This is a genomic window from Ferrovibrio sp. (assembly GCF_965278975.1).
In the GTDB taxonomy this organism is placed as follows: Bacteria; Pseudomonadota; Alphaproteobacteria; order Ferrovibrionales; family Ferrovibrionaceae; genus Ferrovibrio.
This window is the reverse complement of sequence record NZ_OZ257126.1, coordinates 37,953-55,967: the sequence shown is the minus strand read 5'-3', so window position 1 is coordinate 55,967 and position 18,015 is coordinate 37,953. Positions and strand designations below refer to the sequence as shown.

Annotated in this window: 16 protein-coding genes; 11 read left to right on the top strand and 5 right to left on the bottom strand. The window is 64.6% G+C overall.

What is annotated here, in order from left to right:
• Nucleotides 1–7 precede the first annotated feature (7 nt).
• The gene (gene ubiA / locus ACQY7X_RS00270; RefSeq protein WP_428247832.1) at nucleotides 8–964 is read right to left on the bottom strand and encodes a 4-hydroxybenzoate octaprenyltransferase; all 957 of its coding nucleotides are present in this window, start codon (nucleotides 962–964) and stop codon (nucleotides 8–10) included.
• Between the two features lie 44 nt (nucleotides 965–1,008).
• Between ubiA and ACQY7X_RS00265 the strand changes: the two genes are divergently transcribed.
• Together ACQY7X_RS00265 and ACQY7X_RS00260 are read left to right on the top strand one after the other, a co-directional pair.
• Nucleotides 1,009–1,725, top strand: coding sequence for a 16S rRNA (uracil(1498)-N(3))-methyltransferase (locus ACQY7X_RS00265; protein ID WP_428247831.1), 717 nt, complete (start codon nucleotides 1,009–1,011; stop codon nucleotides 1,723–1,725).
• A gap of 107 nt (nucleotides 1,726–1,832) precedes the next feature.
• Complete coding sequence (locus ACQY7X_RS00260) at nucleotides 1,833–3,197, top strand: glutamate--cysteine ligase (RefSeq protein WP_428247830.1); 1,365 nt, start codon at nucleotides 1,833–1,835, stop codon at nucleotides 3,195–3,197.
• On the opposite strand, the gene ACQY7X_RS00255 is transcribed toward ACQY7X_RS00260, so the two are convergent.
• The 4 genes from ACQY7X_RS00255 to ACQY7X_RS00240 all read right to left on the bottom strand — a co-directional run bounded on the left by ACQY7X_RS00255 (nucleotide 3,178) and on the right by ACQY7X_RS00240 (nucleotide 9,938).
• On the bottom strand, nucleotides 3,178–4,107 hold the full coding sequence (locus ACQY7X_RS00255; protein WP_428247829.1) for a hypothetical protein: 930 nt from the start codon (nucleotides 4,105–4,107) through the stop codon (nucleotides 3,178–3,180). The genes ACQY7X_RS00260 and ACQY7X_RS00255 overlap by 20 nt on opposite strands.
• A gap of 52 nt (nucleotides 4,108–4,159) precedes the next feature.
• The gene (gene cysE, locus ACQY7X_RS00250) at nucleotides 4,160–4,972 is read right to left on the bottom strand and encodes a serine O-acetyltransferase (protein WP_428247828.1); all 813 of its coding nucleotides are present in this window, start codon (nucleotides 4,970–4,972) and stop codon (nucleotides 4,160–4,162) included.
• A 71-nt stretch (nucleotides 4,973–5,043) separates the two neighbouring features.
• Nucleotides 5,044–6,480 (bottom strand): metalloprotease TldD, encoded by a 1,437-nt coding sequence (tldD, locus tag ACQY7X_RS00245; protein ID WP_428247827.1) that lies wholly within the window; start codon nucleotides 6,478–6,480, stop codon nucleotides 5,044–5,046.
• Between the two features lie 122 nt (nucleotides 6,481–6,602).
• Nucleotides 6,603–9,938 (bottom strand): EAL domain-containing protein, encoded by a 3,336-nt coding sequence (locus ACQY7X_RS00240; RefSeq protein ID WP_428247826.1) that lies wholly within the window; start codon nucleotides 9,936–9,938, stop codon nucleotides 6,603–6,605.
• 213 nt (nucleotides 9,939–10,151) lie between these two features.
• Here ACQY7X_RS00240 and coxB point away from each other — a divergent pair, with 213 nt between their 5' ends.
• The 9 genes from coxB to ACQY7X_RS00195 all read left to right on the top strand — a co-directional run bounded on the left by coxB (nucleotide 10,152) and on the right by ACQY7X_RS00195 (nucleotide 18,015).
• Nucleotides 10,152–11,057 carry a cytochrome c oxidase subunit II gene (coxB, locus tag ACQY7X_RS00235; protein WP_428247825.1) on the top strand — a complete coding sequence of 302 codons (906 nt, stop codon included), beginning with the start codon at nucleotides 10,152–10,154 and terminating at the stop codon, nucleotides 11,055–11,057.
• A 30-nt stretch (nucleotides 11,058–11,087) separates the two neighbouring features.
• A complete protein-coding gene (gene ctaD / locus ACQY7X_RS00230) occupies nucleotides 11,088–12,710 on the top strand; it encodes a cytochrome c oxidase subunit I (RefSeq protein ID WP_428247824.1) in 1,623 nt (540 codons plus the stop codon).
• A gap of 63 nt (nucleotides 12,711–12,773) precedes the next feature.
• Complete coding sequence (locus tag ACQY7X_RS00225; protein WP_428247823.1) at nucleotides 12,774–13,766, top strand: heme o synthase; 993 nt, start codon at nucleotides 12,774–12,776, stop codon at nucleotides 13,764–13,766.
• A complete protein-coding gene (locus tag ACQY7X_RS00220) occupies nucleotides 13,763–13,912 on the top strand; it encodes a hypothetical protein (protein ID WP_428247822.1) in 150 nt (49 codons plus the stop codon). The genes ACQY7X_RS00225 and ACQY7X_RS00220 overlap by 4 nt, the downstream gene beginning before the upstream one ends.
• Nucleotides 13,909–14,520 (top strand): cytochrome c oxidase assembly protein, encoded by a 612-nt coding sequence (locus ACQY7X_RS00215; protein WP_428247821.1) that lies wholly within the window; start codon nucleotides 13,909–13,911, stop codon nucleotides 14,518–14,520. Before ACQY7X_RS00220 ends, ACQY7X_RS00215 begins: the two co-directional genes overlap by 4 nt.
• Before the next feature lie 34 nt (nucleotides 14,521–14,554).
• Nucleotides 14,555–15,367, top strand: coding sequence for a cytochrome c oxidase subunit 3 (locus tag ACQY7X_RS00210; RefSeq protein WP_428247820.1), 813 nt, complete (start codon nucleotides 14,555–14,557; stop codon nucleotides 15,365–15,367).
• Between the two features lie 25 nt (nucleotides 15,368–15,392).
• Nucleotides 15,393–15,761, top strand: coding sequence for a DUF983 domain-containing protein (locus ACQY7X_RS00205; RefSeq protein WP_428250095.1), 369 nt, complete (start codon nucleotides 15,393–15,395; stop codon nucleotides 15,759–15,761).
• Between the two features lie 4 nt (nucleotides 15,762–15,765).
• Nucleotides 15,766–16,485, top strand: a complete 720-nt coding sequence (locus tag ACQY7X_RS00200) for an SURF1 family protein (RefSeq protein ID WP_428247819.1) — start codon at nucleotides 15,766–15,768, stop codon at nucleotides 16,483–16,485.
• Between the two features lie 42 nt (nucleotides 16,486–16,527).
• A complete protein-coding gene (locus ACQY7X_RS00195; protein ID WP_428247818.1) occupies nucleotides 16,528–18,015 on the top strand; it encodes a carboxypeptidase M32 in 1,488 nt (495 codons plus the stop codon).

Sequence of the window (18,015 nt, the reverse complement as noted above, 5' to 3'; positions counted from 1 at the left end):
AGAACAATCAGCCGATCAGGAAACCGAGAAACACGATCAGGCCGGCATCGCGGTTTGCCCTGAATTTGATCAGGCAGTCGGCGGGATCGTCGGGTTGCAGGGTCAGTACCTGCCACGCCATATGCCCGGCCAGGGCGGCAAGGCAGAGCCAGAAGCCGATACCCATGCCGGCGATGGCACCGCATAGCCCGATGCCGAGCCAGGTCAGCGCGAAGAAACCGGCGATCCATTGCCGCGATTGCTGGCCGAACAGCCGCGCGGTGGATTTCACCCCGATCAGCGCGTCATCCTCCTTGTCCTGCAAGGCATAGATCGTGTCATAGCCCAGCGTCCAGATGATGCCGGTGGCGTAGAGCACCAGGGGTGCGAGGTCGAGCCGGCCCGCCACCGCCGCATAGCCCAGCACGGCGCCCCAGTTGAAAGCCAGGCCGAGGAAGAATTGCGGCCACCAGGTAACGCGCTTCATGAACGGGTAGATCGCCACCAGCAGCAGCGAGGCGACGCCGAGGCCGATGGCCAGGCCGTTCATGCTGATCAGGATGACGAAGCCGAGCAGCGCCTGCGCCGCCAGCCAGGCCCAGGCCTGCCACAGTTTCACCTGGCCCGAGGGCAGCGGGCGGTTGCGGGTACGCTCCACCCTGGCGTCGAAATCGCGGTCGACGATATCGTTGAAGGTGCAGCCGGCGCCGCGCATGGTAATGGCGCCGATGCCGAACAGCAGGATCAGCACGATATCCAGGTTCGCCCCTTGCGGGCGGGCGAGCGCAATCGACCACCAGCCCGGCAGCAGCAGCAGCCAGGTGCCGATCGGTCGGTCGAGCCGCGAGAGCCGGGCATAGGGCCGCCAGGACAGCGGCAGCCAGCGTCCGACCCAATGATTATCAAGGGCATCGGCGGGCGCAGTATCGGTCCCCAGGATCGGATCGGGGCCGCCAGGGGTGACTTCCGGGTCGGGCTTTGCCATAACGCTTCTCCGATAGTCCAAAACCGCGAGGCGGCACAAGCGCCGTGACCAGTGTGGCTCGACTTTACGTTACAGCCGATCTCAAATCCGGCGCCGATCTGGCGCTGGATGAGGCGGCGGCGCATTACCTGCGCCATGTGCTGCGGCTGGAACTGGGCGCCGCTGTGGTGCTGTTCAATGGCCGAGATGGCGAATTCGCCGCCACGCTCAGTGTGGCGGGCAAGCGCGAGACCCGCGTTGCGGTGGGCGATTGCCTGCGGCCCTTCCAGGCGCCGCGCGATATCTGGCTCTGCTTCGCGCCGATCCGCCAGGGCCGCATCGAATTCATCATCGAAAAGGCCACCGAACTCGGCGCCGCCCGGCTGTTGCCGGTGTTGACCAAACGTTGCCAGGTGCGGCAGGTCAACGCGCAGCGGCTGGAAGCACATGCGCGCGAGGCGGCCGAGCAATGCGAACGCCTGGATGTGCCGCCGCTGGCGCCGTTGCAGCCGCTGGATGCCATGCTTAACGCCTGGCCGCAGGAGCGCCGGCTGTTCGCCTGCCTGGAGCGGGAGACGGCAACGCCGCTGCTGGCCGCCCTGCAGGCCTTGCCTGCGGCTGCCCCATTGGCGATGCTGGTCGGGCCGGAAGGTGGTTTCGCACCGGAGGAAATCGCGCTGCTGAAGGCTAAGGCTTTCGTCACGCCGGTGTCGCTTGGAGAGGGTATATTGCGGGCCGAAACCGCCGCCCTGGCTGCCCTGGCAGTGGCTGCGGCCCTCTAGCCCGGCCCCTAGACTTTCCGGGATTTCTGCGCCATATGCGCAAAGCTGTCGGGATGCCCGCCTGACGGACGAGTTTTGGAACGAGAACAAGAAGCAACGAGGTTTTTATGTCCGGACCGGCACAAGCCCCCGAGACCCCGGTTACCGATATTTCCCAGCTCGTTGCCTATGTTGCCGAGGGCTCGAAGCCGAAAGAGGCGTGGCGGATCGGCACCGAACACGAAAAGCTCGGCTATACCACCCAGGACTTCCGTCCGCTGCCCTATGGCGGCCCCGCCGGTATTCAGCGGCTGCTCACCGAGTTGCAGCGTTTCGGCTGGCAGCCGGTGGAAGAGGCCGGCAAGGTCATCGCCCTGACCATGGACGGCCAGTCGATCACGCTGGAGCCGGGCGGGCAGTTTGAATTGTCGGGTGCGCCGCTGGAGACCATCCACCAGACCTGTATCGAGGTCAGCACGCATCTCAAGCAGGTGCGTGAAGTGGGGCAGGAACTCGGCATTGCCATGGCCGGCCTGGGCATGCAGCCGAAATGGCGCCGCGCCGATATCCCGATGATGCCGAAGGGCCGCTACAAGATCATGACCGAGTACATGCCCAAGAAGGGTAATCTCGGCCTCGACATGATGTATCGCACCTGTACCGTGCAGGTGAATCTGGACTACGCCTCCGAAGCCGACATGGTGAAGAAATTCCGTGTCGGCCTGGCCTTGCAGCCGGTGGCGACGGCGATGTTCGCCTGTTCGCCCTTCACCGAGGGCAAGCCGAACGGGTTTTTGAGTTTCCGCAGCCATATCTGGACCGACACTGATCCCGACCGCAGCGGCATGCTGCCCTTCGTGTTCGAGGATGGCATGGGCTTCGAGCGCTATGTGCAGCATGCGCTCGATGTGCCGATGTATTTCGTCTATCGCGATGGCGAATATATTGATGCCACCGGGCAGAGCTTCCGTGATTTCCTCGCCGGCAGGCTGCCGGCGGCGCCGGGTGAAATCCCTACGCTGCGCCATTGGGCGGATCATCTCACTACTTTGTTCCCGGAAGTGCGCATGAAGCGTTTCCTGGAAATGCGCGGCGCCGATGGCGGTCCCTGGTCGCGGCTCTGCGCCTTGCCGGCCTTGTGGGTCGGCCTGCTCTACGACCAGACCACGCTGGATGCTGCCTGGGATCTCTGCAAGAACTGGACGCATGAGGAGCGCGCCCGCCTGCGCGTCGAGGCACCGAAATACGGCCTGCATACGCCGTTCCGCAACGGCACGCTGCAGGATGTGGCGCGCGAGGTGGTGAAGCTCGCCCAGGCCGGTCTGCGGGCGCGCAATCGTGTTTCGCCGGCTGGCGAGGATGAGACGCATTTCCTGGCGCCGTTGCAGGCGATCGTGGAAAGCGGCGAGACGCCGGCGGAAGCCTTGCTCAAGCTCTATAATGGCCGCTGGAACCGCTCGGTCGATCCGGTATTCACCGAACTGGCTTACTGAGCCAGATACGTAGTTTCTCGGGATCATAAAGCGAGCGCGGCGCGGCTGTCATAAGCACGGCGGGCGGCTGTTCGGCCTGCTGTCGCAGTGCGCCAAGCCGGTCGCGTGCCTCGGGCCAGCGGCTCGCATCGGCTAAAACCGCGATGCCGCGCAATTCCTGCGACCAGCCTTCCAGGATCTGCTGCGGCGCCGTTTCCTCGAAGCGTTCATGCATGAAGCCGACCTGGCTGCGCAGCATGACGGTGACGCGGTTGGTCAGTGCCGCGTTTTCTTCCGCCAGCGGCAGGCGCAGCACGCCGAGCGCGCGGGTGAAATCGCGCAGATCATCCTCGAAGCGCAGCGGCTGTTCCGGCACCTGGCCCGGTGCTTGGCTCGGCGGCTGGCCCGGTGCCAGACCTGGTGCCAGGGTCTGTTGATAGGCCACCAGGGCATCGAGCAGCAGCGGCTCCGGCTCGGCGCCGTCGAATTCCAGCACGATCACATTGCGGGTGAATTCGCGCAGCGAACCCAGGCGGCGGTCGAAGCCCAGGCGATGCCTGCCTTTCACGCCGCGCAGCGACGGGATTTCCAGCGGGTTGGCGCGGCCATCGTCGCCCTTGGCCGACCATAGTGAGTGCGTCACGTCGATGCGGCCCGGGCGGTCGGAAAGGCCGGGGATAAAGAAATGCCGGTTGGCATCGCCATTGGGATGGCAGGCCTGGCAGGAGAGGCCGGCCTTGCGTGCATTGCCGCCCAGCACATCGGGGCTGCGGAAGGCGAGGCGGCCATATTCGGCGAAGAAGCTCTGCCGCTCGCCGCCGGCCTGGATTTCCTGCGGCCGCTGGGTCAGTTCATGGAGATTGAGCGAGCCGGGCGGCAGCCAGTCGAGCGCGCCGCGCAGCGATTGCGCCAAGGCTGGTGGCGCAAACAAGCAAAGGGCCAGCAGCAGAGCTACTGGCCCAGGAGGAGTCATGGTTGGCCGGTCAGCCCGGCGCATCCGGCAGATGATGGTTCATCTCGCGCGCCGGCTGCTCACATTCGCAATCGCCCATCAGCTTGGCCGGCACACCGGCTGCCGTGCAATGCGGTGGCACCGGGATCAGCACCACGCTGCCGGCGCCGATCTTGGCGCCTTCGCCGATTTCAATATTGCCGAGAATATTGGCACCGGCGCCGATCAGCACGCCGCGCCGGATCTTCGGATGGCGGTCGCCGGTTTCCTTGCCGGTGCCGCCGAGCGTGACGTTCTGCAGCAGCGACACGTTATCCTCGATCACGGCTGTTTCGCCGATCACCACGCCGGTACCATGGTCGATCAGGATGCCACGTCCGAACTTGGTTGCCGGATGAATGTCGACGGCGAACACTTCCGAGCAGCGGCTCTGGATCAGGAAGGCCATGGTCTCGCGGCCCTGATGCCACAGCCAATGCGCCACGCGATGGCTCTGGATGGCGAGGAAGCCCTTGAAGAACAGCAACGGCTTCATGTAGCTGCGGCAGGCCGGATCGCGCTCGTTCACCGCCACCAGATCGGCGCGCACGGCATTGCCGATATCCGGGTCGGCGGTCAGCGCCGCGTTGATCACTTCGCGCATCATCAGCGCGGAAACGTCGGAATTGCCCAGGCGCTGCGCCAGCTGATAGCTCAGCGCATCTTCCAGCCGCTGGTGATGCAGCACGGAGGCATGCACCAGGCTGGCGAGCAGCGGTTCCTGGGTCACGGCTTCCGCCGCCTCGGTGCGGATGCGGGTCCAGACCGGATCGTGGGTGGCAATCTTGCTTACACTGGCAGGCATGTGGGGCTCCCCCTGCTTGGCATGCTCAAAATTATACTACCGGACGGGTTAACCGCCCATGATTGTTTAGCTCAGGCGGCGGCAGTGCCGCCAACGGTGAGGCCTTCGATCAGCAGGGTCGGCTGGCCGACGCCGACCGGCACACCCTGGCCATTCTTGCCGCAGGTGCCGATGCCGTCATCGAGCTTGAGATCGTTGCCCACCGCGCGCACCTTGGTCAGCACGTCGGCACCGGCGCCGATCAGCGTCGCGCCCTTGATTGGGGCGCCGACCTTGCCATTCTCGATCAGATAGGCCTCGGTACACGAGAACACGAACTTGCCCGACGTGATATCGACCTGGCCGCCGCCGAAATTCACCGCATAGATGCCTTTCTTCACGCCGCCGAGGATTTCCCCCGGGTCGCGGTCGCCGGCCAGCATGTAGGTGTTGGTCATGCGCGGCATCGGGCTATGGGCAAAGCTCTCGCGCCGGCCATTGCCGGTCGGCTTCATGCCCATCAGGCGGGCATTGAGGCGGTCCTGCATGAAGCCCTTGAGGATGCCGTCCTCGATCAGCACGGTATTCTCGGTCGGCGTGCCTTCGTCATCGACGCTCAGCGAGCCACGGCGGCGGTCCAGCGTGCCATCATCGACGATGGTGACGCCGGGGGCAGCCACGCGCTGGCCCATCAGGCCGGCAAACACGGAGGTTTTCTTGCGGTTGAAATCGCCTTCCAGGCCATGGCCGATGGCTTCATGCAGCAGGATGCCGGGCCAGCCGGGGCCAAGCACCACGGGCATTTCACCAGCGGGCGCGGGCACTGATTCCAGATTGGTCAGCGCCATGCGCAGGGCTTCATCCACTTCCCCCTGCCAGTGGCTGGGGTCGAAATACTTGGCGAAGCTGACGCGGCCGCCGGCGCCCCGGCTGCCGCTTTCCTGGCGGTCGCCCTGGCCGGCCACCACGGCGATGTTCAGCCGCACCAGCGGGCGGATGTCTTCCACCAGGGTGCCATCGGCGCGCAGGATCGCCACGGCCTGCCAGGAGCCGGCAAGGCTGGCACTCACCTGCCGCACACGGCTGTCCTTGCCGCGCGCATAGGCATCGATGTCCTGCAACAGCTTCACCTTGCGGTCGAAGGAAATCTCCGCCAGCGGATTGTCGTCGCCATAGAGATGGCGGTTGGTCGCCAGCGGCGGCGCGGTCATCTCGCCGCCATGGCCGGCGCGTACCGCGCGCACGGTGCTGGCGGCGCGGCGGATGGCTTCCTCGCTCAGTTCGGAGGCATGGGCATAGCCGGTCTGCTCGCCGGAGACAGCACGCAGGCCGAAGCCCTGGCTGGTATCGTAGCTGGCGGATTTCAGACGGCCATCATCGAAGCTCAAGCTCTCCGACTGGGCATATTCGAGATACAGCTCGCCATCATCGGCGCCGTGCAGCGCATCGCCCACAAGCCGATCCAGCCGGGCGCGGTCCAGGCCGGCGCGGGTGAAAAAAAGCTGCTGCGCGGTATCGATGCCACTCATGGCGGTTTCCTCGGAAAAACGAACGGATGTAATGGATTATATGGGGCGTGGCAGGGGAAAGAACAGGGCTGAAGCGTGTTTCCCCGAGGCTATCCAGGGCCGGGCTATCCGGGGCCAGGGTTTCAGCGGCGGCGGCGGTCGCCCTGGCGCAGCATCTCGCCGATGGCCTCGGCGGTTATGGGGCGGCTGATCAGGTAGCCCTGCAACTCGCTACAGCCGACCCCGCGCAGGAAGTCGCGCTGCGCGGTGGTTTCCACGCCCTCGGCGACCACCGGCAGATCAAGACCTTTGGCCATACCGACCATGGCGCGGACCAGGGCGACATCCTTCTCGTTGGTCGGCAGATCGGCGATGAAAGCGCGGTCCAGCTTGATCTTGCGGATCGGCAGCCGCTGGATATAGCTCAAGGAGGAATAGCCGGTGCCGAAATCATCCAGGGCCGCATCGATGCCGATATCCGCCAGTTCCTGGATGGCGCGTACTGTCTCTTCCATATTCTCGATTGCTGCCTGCTCGGTCAGTTCGATGCCGAGATAGGGGATCAGGTCCGGTTCCTGGTCGGCCATGCGGCGGAAGAAGCCAGGCAGGTCGTCGCGCACGAATTGCTGGCCGGAGACATTGACGAAGACGCGCCGGGGCTCGATGTCCGCCGCGCGCCATTGCCGCACCTGCTCGGCGACATGGCCGATGACCCAGCGGGTGATTGGCACGATGGCGCCGCTTTCCTCTGCCAGCGGAATGAATTCGGCCGGCGATACAGCGCCAAGTTCCGGATGGTTCCAGCGCAGCAGGGCTTCCAGTGCCGCAATGGCATTGGTGCCGGCTTCCACCACCGGCTGATAGACCAGGGTGAATTCCTGGTTCTCGATGGCGGCATCAAGGTTGAGTGTCAGGCGCAGGCGGCGCTCGGCGGCGCGGGTCATTTCCGGGCTGTAGAAGCGGGTTGAGTCGCCGCCCGAGGAACGCACCAGCTTCTGCGCCAGTTCGGCCTTGGCCAGGGCTTCGTTCACCTTCTCGGTCGGGTCGTCGAGGATTGCCGCGCCCATGGAAATCTTTAGCGTCAGCACGCGGCTCTCTGCCGCCACCGGGCGGGTGAGATGGGCGTGCAGCGACTGCGCCAGGTTCAGCGCGTTGTTGAGATCGTTCACCGCCGCCAGCGCCGCGAACTGATCGGCGGCGATGCGGCCGACCAGGGCTTCGCGCGGCAGGCCTTCGCCGAGCCGTTCGGCGACGGTTTTCAGCACCGCATCGCCGATGTGATAGCCAAAGCCTTCGTTGATATCGCGGAACGAGTCGACATCAAGGTCGAGCAGCACCCATTGCCCGGGATTGACCCGATGCTGGGCGCTCAGCATGCGCTCGGCTTCGGCAATGAAGCTGGCGCGGTTGAGCACGCCGGTCAGCGGATCGTTGCGGCTGGCGAATTCGGCACGCAGTTCCACGTCGCGGCGATCCGAAATGTCGCGGATCACGCCGATGAAAGCCGGTTCGCCGTTATCCTCGAATTCGCCGACACTGATGTGGATCGGGAAGATTTCACCGCTCTTGCGCCGGCCCAGGGTGTCACGGCCCAGGCCCAGGATCTTGGCGCGCTTGGTGTTGAGATAGTTGCGGATGTAGCTGTCATGGCCGGAACGGAACGGTTCCGGCATCAGCACGCGTACATTCTGGCCCACCAGGTCGAGCGGGTCATAGCCGAACAGCCCGGCACCGATGGCGCTCATCGAAACGATGGTGCCGTGGCGGTCGATGACAATGACGCCTTCGCCCATGGTATCGAGCAGCACGCGCAAGGTTTCGCCGGCGGATGCATCAAGCTGGCCGGGCTGGCGCTCTGGCTCCTGTGCGGCGCTGGCGCTGGCAGTGCGTATCTGACTCACCGGGCGGGGCGCCGGAGCGGGGGCGGCTACCGGCTCGCGTGGCGCCACCCAGCCATCATCCGCATCGTCCATCAGGCGCCAGGCCGGGAAATTCAGGCGGGCTTCGGTGCCGACGCCCACCGTGCTGCTCAGCATCAGGGCGCCGCCATGCAGTTCCATCAGGCGCTTGGATATGCTCAAGCCCAGGCCGGTGCCGCCATGCTGGCGGGCCACTTCGGCCTTGGCGAACTGGAACGGTTCGAAAATATGCTCCAGCCGGTCAGGCGGGATGCCGATGCCGGTATCGACCACGCCCAGCACCAGGGCGCCGTCATGGTCCAGACGGTAGATCACGTCGATGGTGCCGCCCGATGGGGTGAATTTCACCGCATTGCCGAGCAGGTTGATCAACACCTGTTTCAGGACGCGCTCGTCGGCACGCAGCTTCGGCAGGGCCTCGGGACAGAGATTGCGCAGCATGGCGCCGGCGCGCTCGGCCTGGGGCCGCACCATGGTCAGGGCCGAGCCGATCACGGCGCCAAGGTCGACCGGCTTCTCGTCCAGGGCGTAATAGCCGGCCTCGATGCGCGACATGTCCAGGATGTCGCCGATCACCGCCAGCAGATGGCTGCCCGAGGCGTTGATGTCGCGGGCATAGTCGACATAGCGGGGGATGCCGACCGAGCCGAACATCTGATCACGGATGATTTCCGAGAAGCCAATGATGGCGTTCAGTGGTGTGCGCAGCTCGTGGCTCATATTGGCCAGGAACTGGCTCTTGGCCCGGCTGGCTTCCTCGGCGCGGCGCAAAGCCGCTTCGATGCGACGCTGCTGGCGGTATTGTTCGGTGATGTCGCGGCCCGAACCGCGATAGCCCATGAAGCGGCCGGTGGCATCGAAGATCGGCTTGCCGTTGATCTCAATCCACATTTCATTGTTGTTGAATACCGAGCAGTAACGGAAGCCGCGGAACGACTCCTTGCGCTCGAGCTGCTGCCGGTGCTCCTGCCAGAAGGCCTCTTCCTCCTCGCTCGAAACCACCCCGACTTCCCAGCGCCGGCGGCCCAGCAGGCGCGGCCTGAATTCGTTGGAAACCGTGCTGGCACTCTCGGAAATCCAGGAAAAACGATGCTCTGCATCGGTCTCCCAGAACCAGTCCGAGGCCAGTTCGGCGAAATCCCGGATCTTGTGCTCGGCAACCTGCAGCGCGGCATGATGCACTGCTTCGGGCTGAGTCGCCTCGGCGATCACGATCAGCGCGGCGATGCCGCCATCGTCATCGCGTATTGGGGCAATGGTAACGCTCTGGCACAACCATCCGTTGGCCCAGCGCAGCAGGTCGTTGATCACTTGGCGGCTGCCCGAGTCGCAGACCAGTTCCAGGGAAGCGCGCAGCTTTTCAGCCTCGCCAAGGGCAAAGCCGATGGAAAAATCCCGTCCCACCAGGCCAGCCACGGGCAGGCCGGCGATGGCGGCGTAGGCATTGTTGCAGGCCAGATAGGTGAAGCTGCCGGGGGTGCGGCATTCGACCGCGAAGCCAGGGCGGTCGAGCCATTCCAGCACGTCTTGCGTCAGCTTTTTCTGCGCCTGATCGAGCATCGGTAGCCCTCTCGGTTCCCGCAGCTTACGGGCAGCCTGCCTCAGGTGCAAGCATGAGCAAAATCAAAGCGTAAGCAGGTGAAAACTGCGCTGTCGAACAGTCGCGACAAATCGTCGCACAAAGGGCCGGGACTGTCGGTAAAATAGGCTTCGGTGTATGTTCCGCCCTTGAAAAACACGAACCCTGCCCGAGCAGTAGCGAGGAATTGGACAATGCGGCGGATTTTGGATCGGCGGACCCGGCTTGATCAGGTTGGCCTTGTGGCCCGGCTGGGCATGGGCGCGGTGGCTTTTGTGGCCATGCTTACGGTTATGCTCGGCGGTGCCGTGGATGCTCTGGCGCAGCAGGTGCCGCAGCAATTGCCGCATGCCTGGGGCCTGAATTTCCAGGATGCCGCCAGCCCGGTGATGCGCGAAGTGCATAACTTCCACCACATGCTGATGTGGGTCATCACCCTGATCACCATCTTCGTGCTGGCACTGCTGGTCTACGTCATGGTGCGCTTCCGCGCCTCGGCCAATCCGGTGCCGTCCAAGACCTCGCACCACACGCTGGTCGAGGTGGCATGGACCGTGGTGCCGATCCTGATCCTGATCGTGATCGCGGTGCCGTCCTTCAAGCTGCTGTATTTCGGCGACAAGACCAAGGAAGCCGGCCTGACCATCAAGGCGATCGGCAAGCAGTGGTTCTGGAGCTACGAATATCCCGATAACGGCAACTTCACCTTCGACGCCATCATGGTGGCCGAGAAGGACCTCAAGCCGGGCCAGCCGCGCCTGCTTGAAACCGACAACACCGTGGTGGTGCCGGTGGATACCAATATCCGCCTGCTGGTGACCGCCGCCGACGTGATCCACGCCTGGGCGATGCCGGCCTTCGGCGTGAAGAAGGATGCGGTGCCCGGCCGCCTGAACGAGACCTGGTTCCGCGCCGAGCGCGAAGGTCTGTTCTACGGCCAGTGCTCGGAAATCTGCGGCGCCTATCACGGCTACATGCCGATCAAGCTGCAGGTGGTCTCCAAGGAGGCCTATGCCAAGTGGGCGGAAGAAGCCAAGCAGAAGTTTGCTTCCGTTGACGGCCCGTCGCCGCGGCTTGCCGCCGCCGGCGCCGCGCAGTAATCGACCGAATTAAGCGTCAAGGGGAACGACATGGCCCAGGCTCACGCTAACGCCGCCCACGATCATCACGATGATCATCACGATCTGCCCACCGGCTTCCGCCGCTGGGTATTCTCGACCAATCACAAGGATATCGGCACGCTGTATCTGATCTTCGCAGTCTGCGCAGGTCTGATCGGTGGTCTGATGTCGGTGCTGATGCGCGCCGAGCTGATGAACCCGGGCAATGGCATCCTTGGTGACAACCACCACCTGTTCAACGTGCTGGTGACCGGCCACGGCCTGATCATGATCTTCTTCATGGTCATGCCTGCCATGATCGGCGGTTTCGGCAACTGGTTCGTGCCGCTGATGATTGGCGCGCCGGACATGGCCTTCCCGCGCATGAACAACATTTCCTTCTGGCTGCTGATCCCGGCCATCGGCCTGCTGGTGATCTCGATCTTCGTGCCCGGCCCGGCCGGCGGCAACGGCGTCGGCGGCGGTTGGACGATCTATCCGCCGCTCTCCTCCGATGTCGGCCATCCCGGCCCGGCGGTCGGCTTCGCCATCCTCAGCCTGCATATCGCCGGTGCGTCGTCGATCCTCGGCGCCATCAACTTCATCACCACCATCTTCAACATGCGCGCGCCGGGCATGACCCTGCACAAGATGCCGCTGTTCGTATGGTCGGTGCTGATCACCGCGTTCCTGCTGCTGCTGTCGCTGCCGGTGCTCGCCGGCGGCATCACCATGCTGCTGACCGACCGCTACTTCGGCACTGCCTTCTTCAAGCCGGAAGGCGGCGGCGACCCGATCCTGTTCCAGCATCTGTTCTGGTTCTTCGGCCACCCCGAAGTGTACATCCTGATCCTGCCCGGCTTCGGCATCATCAGCCAGATCGTGTCCACCTTCTCGCGCAAGCCGGTGTTCGGCTATCTCGGCATGGCCTACGCCATGGTCGCGATCGGCTTCGTCGGCTTCGTCGTGTGGGCGCACCACATGTACACCGTGGGCCTGGATGTCGACACCCGCGCCTACTTCACCGCCGCCACCATGGTGATCGCGGTGCCCACCGGCGTGAAGATCTTCTCCTGGATCGCCACGATGTGGGGCGGCTCCATCGAGTTCAAGGTGCCGATGCTGTTCGCCATCGGCTTCATCTTCCTGTTCACCGTCGGCGGCGTTACCGGCGTGGTGCTGGCCAATGCCGGCATCGACATGGCGCTGCATGACACCTACTACGTTGTGGCGCATTTCCACTATGTGCTCAGCCTGGGTGCCGTGTTCGCGATCTTCGCCGGCTTCTACTACTGGTTCGGCAAGATGTCGGGCTACGAGCTGAGCGAGACGGCGGGCAAGATCCACTTCTGGACCACGTTCATCGGCGTGAACCTGCTGTTCTTCCCGATGCACTTCCTCGGCCTGCAGGGCATGCCGCGCCGCATCCCGGATTACCCGGATGCCTTCCATGGTTGGAACTTCGTCGCCTCGATCGGCTCCTATATCGCCTTCGGTTCGACCCTGTTCTTCGTCGCCTCGGTGATCTACGCCTTCGCGCGCAAGAAGCCTGTGCCGGCCAATCCGTGGGGCGAGGGCGCCAATACGCTGGAATGGACGCTGTCTTCGCCGCCGCCGTTCCACCAGTACGAAAAGCTGCCGATCATCAAGTAAGTCCCGGTCGGCGGTGGCCGTTTCCGGTCACCGCCGGTCAGGTTCTGGAGTGAGTGAAGCCCCGTGACTGACGCGAGCTATACCAGCAAAAGCCCCGAGGCCGGCCAAACCGGCCTCGGCGTCGCTTATGGCGCCGGTGATTTCGCTGGCGATTTTGGCGGCGACGCCCGCGCTTCCGATTACATCGCGCTGCTCAAGCCGCGCGTGATGTCGCTGGTGGTGTTCACTGGTCTGGTCGGCATGGTGCTGGCGCCGGGTTCGCTGCATCCGGTGCTGGCCTTCACCGCCTTGCTCTGCATCGCCATCGGTGCCGGTGCCTCTGGCGCCATCAACATGTGGTACGATGCCGATATCGACGCGGTGATGTCGCGCACCCGTGGCCGGCCGATTCCGCAAGGCCGCATCGGCGCCCAGGAAGCCCTCGGCTTCGGCGTGGTGCTCTCGGTGGCATCCATCGCCGTGATGGGTCTGGCGCTGAACTGGTCGGCGGCCGCGCTGCTGGCGCTGACCATCGGCTTCTATGTTTTCATCTACACCATGTGGCTGAAGCGCCGCACGCCGCAGAATATCGTCATCGGCGGTGCCGCTGGCGCCTTCCCGCCGATGATCGGCTGGGCCGCCGTCACCGGCGATATCGGCCTGCTGCCGGCTTTGCTGTTCGGCATCATCTTCATGTGGACGCCGCCGCATTTCTGGGCCCTGGCGCTCTACCGTTCGGAAGACTACCAGCGCGCCGGCGTGCCGATGCTGCCGGTGGTGGCCGGCGAAGCCGAGACGCGCCGCCAGATCCTGATCTATTCGCTGTTGCTGGTGCCGCTCACCCTGGCGCCCTGGCTGCTGCAACTCGTTGGCCCGGTCTATGGCATTGGCACGGCGTTGCTCGGCGGCGGCCTGCTGCTGCTTGCCTTCCGCATCTGGCTGGGCAAGGACATGCGCGCGCCGAAGCAGATGTTCGGCTATTCGATCCTTTACCTATTCCTGCTGTTCGCGCTGCTGCTGGTGGAACGCGGCCTTGGCGTCGCGCCCGGCTTTCCCGGCTTCATGGTGACGCCATGAGCCAGGAGCAGAAGCCGGGTGGCCAGCGTCCCCGCCGTGGCCGCAACCTCGCCCTCGCGCTGGTGCTCGGCGGCCTGGCGATCCTGTTCTACCTGATCACCATCGCCAAGATGACCGGGCCGATGCTGAAGGGGGGCGCGGGATGAGCCAGCCTGAGACCCGCGCCAAGGATGGTAACGCCAACCGCCGCGTCGCCATGATCTGCGTCGGCGTGGTCGCCTTCATGACCGCCGGTGCCTTCGCCTCGGCGCCGCTCTATGACCTGTTCTGCCGCGTCACCGGCTTTGCCGGCACGCCACAGCGTTCGGCTGCGGCCCCGGGCAGCCAGGGCGTGATGCCGGGCCAGCTGGTTACCGTGCGCTTCAATTCCGACACCTCGCCCGACATGCCCTGGCGTTTCCAGCCGGTGCAGCGCGAGGTGAAGGTGGTGCCGGGCGAGGAGACGCTGATCTTCTACCGCGCCACCAATCCCACCGATAAGCCCATCGTCGGCACCGCCACCTTCAACGTGGTGCCGGAAAAGGCCGGTCCGTATTTCGACAAGATCGCCTGCTTCTGCTTCAGTGAGCAGGTACTCCAGCCGGGCGAGAGTGTCGACATGCCGGTGTCGTTCTTCGTCGATCCGCAGATGCTGAAGGATCCGAAGGCGCGCGACGTCAAGACCATCACGCTGAGCTACACTTTCTTCCGCAAGCCGGAAACCCGCGTATCCGACCGCGATGCTGGCACCCAGCCGGCCAAGGCGGTGAACTGATGTTAACTTGTGAAGTCCTGAGGGGGTAAAAGCCATGTCCGCTGGCAGCGCACGCAATCACGACTACCATCTCGTCGATCCGAGCCCGTGGCCGTTCATTGGTTCCATGGGCGCCTTCATCCTGGCCATCGGCGCGGTCGCCTATTTCCATGGCGCCAGCCTGTGGTGGACCGCGCCGGGTTTCGCCATCGTGATCTACACCATGATCGCCTGGTGGTCGGACGTGGTGCGCGAAGCCGAGCATGACGGCCACCATACCCCGGTGGTGCAGCTTCACATGCGCTACGGCATGGTGATGTTCATCGCTTCCGAAGTGATGTTCTTCGTGGCCTGGTTCTGGGCCTATTTCGGCGCGGCCTTCTATCCCACCGAGGCCATCGGCCACCAGTGGCCGCCGGCTTCGATCGAGACCTTCAATCCCTGGGAACTGCCGTTCATCAATACCCTGATCCTGCTGCTCTCGGGCACCACGGTCACCTGGGCGCACCATGCGATGCTGCATGGCGACCGCAAGGGCCTGATCCAGGGTCTGACCATCACCGTGATTCTGGGCGTGCTGTTCACCGCCTGTCAGGCGTTCGAGTACAGCCACGCCGCTTTCGGCTTCAAGGATGGCATCTACGCCTCCACCTTCTACATGGCCACCGGCTTCCACGGCTTCCATGTGCTGGTCGGCACCATCTTCCTCGCCGTCTGCCTCGGCCGCGCGCTGAAGGGCCACTTCAAGCCGGATCACCATTTCGGCTTCGAGGCGGCTGCCTGGTACTGGCATTTCGTCGACGTGGTCTGGCTGTTCCTGTTCGCCTGCATCTACTGGTGGGGTTCGGCGCCATCGGTCGCCCATTGATGACCAATAAGGTGCGGTAGCGGTGATGTATCCGCCGCTATCGCCGATTTCCACGGGGCTTCGCTGCCGCTGCCCTCGCTGCGGCGAAGCCCCGATCTTTTCCGGCCTGCTCAACGTGCGGCCGACCTGCCCGGCCTGCGGCCTGGATTACGCCAAGGTCGATTCCGGCGACGGCCCGGCGGTATTCGTCATCCTGATTCTGGGTTTCATCGTCGTCGGCCTGGCGCTGTGGCTTGAATTGAAATACGAGCCCCCTATGTGGGTGCACATGATGCTCTGGGTGCCGCTGATCCTGGGCGGTTCGATTGCCATGCTGCGGCCCTTCAAGGCCGTGCTGATCGCCCTGCAGTTCCGCCACAAGGCTTCTTCCGATATCGAGTTGCTCAGCGAGTAATGCCGTGACCATTTTCGGTTTCCGCCCGGCCTTCTGGCCTACCGTCATCACCGTGCCGGCCCTGGTGCTGCTGCTTTGCCTTGGCACCTGGCAGGTGCAGCGGCTGTTCTGGAAGCTCGACCTGATCGAGCATATGGAGCGTGGCTTGGCCACCGAGCCGGTGGCGTTGCCGCCGGGCAAGCTCGATGCGCATGAATGGATGTACCGCCGCGTCACCCTGCGCGGCACCTTCGACTACAGCCATGAATTCCACATGCTGGCCCATTCCGAGCGCGGCAATTTCGGCTATCTGATCATCGTGCCGATGAAGCGGGCCGATGGCCAGGGCCATGTGCTGGTACGCCGTGGCTGGGTGCCGCCGGAACTGAAGGCGGTGGAAAGCCGCGCCGCCGGTCAGGTCACCGGCGAGGTCAGCGTTACCGGCATCGTGCATGTGCCCGGCATCAGGGGCTGGATGATCCCGGACGCCGATCCCAAGGCCAACCTGTGGTATTATGCCGATGCCCAGGCGATGCTGGCCCAGGCCGGGATTCAGGACGCGCCGCTGCTGTTCATCGATGCCGATGCCACCCCGGTGCCCGGCGGCTGGCCGCGCGGCGGCCATGCCCGGCTCAATATCCCGAATAACCACCTGGCCTACGCCTTCACCTGGTACAGCGCCGCCGTGGTGCTGGCTGTGATCTATGTGTTGTGGCATCGTCGGCGGCAGCGCGACCAGCTGTGACCGGTCGCCCCGGGATGCCCAAGCGATGAAGCCAGTCGGCCGATGAAACCCTATGCCGCCCTTGAACAGCGTTTCCGCCGCCTTTCGGCGCTGAACGGCGCGCTGGCCATGCTGGGCTGGGACCAGTCGGCGATGATGCCGGAAGGCGGGGCAGGGGCCCGCGCCGAGCAGCTGGCGACCTTGAGCGTCATCCGCCATGAATGGCTCACCGACCCGGCCCTGGGCGATCTGATCCAGGGGGCCGAGGCGCAGGCGGGCCTGAGCGACTGGCAGCAGGCCAATCTGCGCGAGATCAGCCGCAAGTGGCGCCATGCCACGGCGCTGAACACCGATCTGGTGGAGGCGTTGAGCAAAGCCGCCAATGCCTGCGAGATGGTGTGGCGCAAGGCCAAGCCGGCGAATGACTTCAAGGCTTTTGCCAAGGCCTTCGCACCGGTGCTGGAACTCACTCGGGAGGCCGCCGCCGCCAAAGCCGAGGCGTTCGGTTGTTCAGCGTATGATGCCCTGCTGGATGAATATGAGCCGGGCGGTTCGGCCGCGCGGATCGACAAGCTGTTCGCCGATCTCGGCAAGTTCCTGCCCGGCTTCATCGACAAGGCGCTGGCACGCCAGGCCAAGCGGCCCGAACCGCTGGCGCCGGAAGGTCCGTTCGCGGTGGAGAAGCAGCGCGAGGCCGGCCTGGCGCTGATGAAGGCACTGGGCTTCGATTTCAAGCATGGCCGCCTCGATGTCTCGGCGCATCCCTTCACCGGCGGCGTGCCGCAGGATGTGCGCATCACCACGCGCTACGCCACCACCGATTTCACCCGCTCGCTGATGGGCGTGCTGCATGAAACCGGCCACGCGCTCTATGAACTGGGCCTGCCGCGCAAATGGGCCGACCAGCCGGTGGGCGAGGCGCGTGGCATGGTGCTGCATGAAAGCCAGAGCCTGCTGGTGGAAATGCAGGTCTGCCGTGGCCGCGATTTCCTCACCTTTGCCGCCCCGCTGCTGCGCCGCATCTTCGGCGGCAAGGGGACGGCCTGGGAGCTGGACAACCTGCAAAGCCTCTATGCCCGGGTGAAGCCGGACCTGATCCGCGTCGATGCCGACGAGGTGACCTATCCGGCTCATGTCATCCTGCGCTACCGCCTGGAACAGGCGATGCTGGCCGGTGATCTCGCCATCAACGATCTGCCCGATGCCTGGGCCGATGGCATGCAGACCCTGCTTGGCGTCGATGTGCCCGATCATGCCCATGGCTGTTTGCAGGATATCCACTGGCCTGCCGGCTCGATTGGCTATTTCCCCACCTATACCCTGGGCGCCCTGGCGGCGGCACAGCTTTACGCGGCGGCGCGCGAGGCCGATCCGGGCATCGCGCCCGGCATCGCCAAGGGCGATTTCAAGCCGCTGCTGCGCTGGCTGCGCGCCAATGTGCATGGCCAGGGTTCGCTGCTTTCCACCGACGATCTGCTGCGCCGCGCCACGGGCAAGCCGCTCGGCACCGATGCCTTCAAAGCGCACCTCAAGGCGCGTTACCTTAATTGA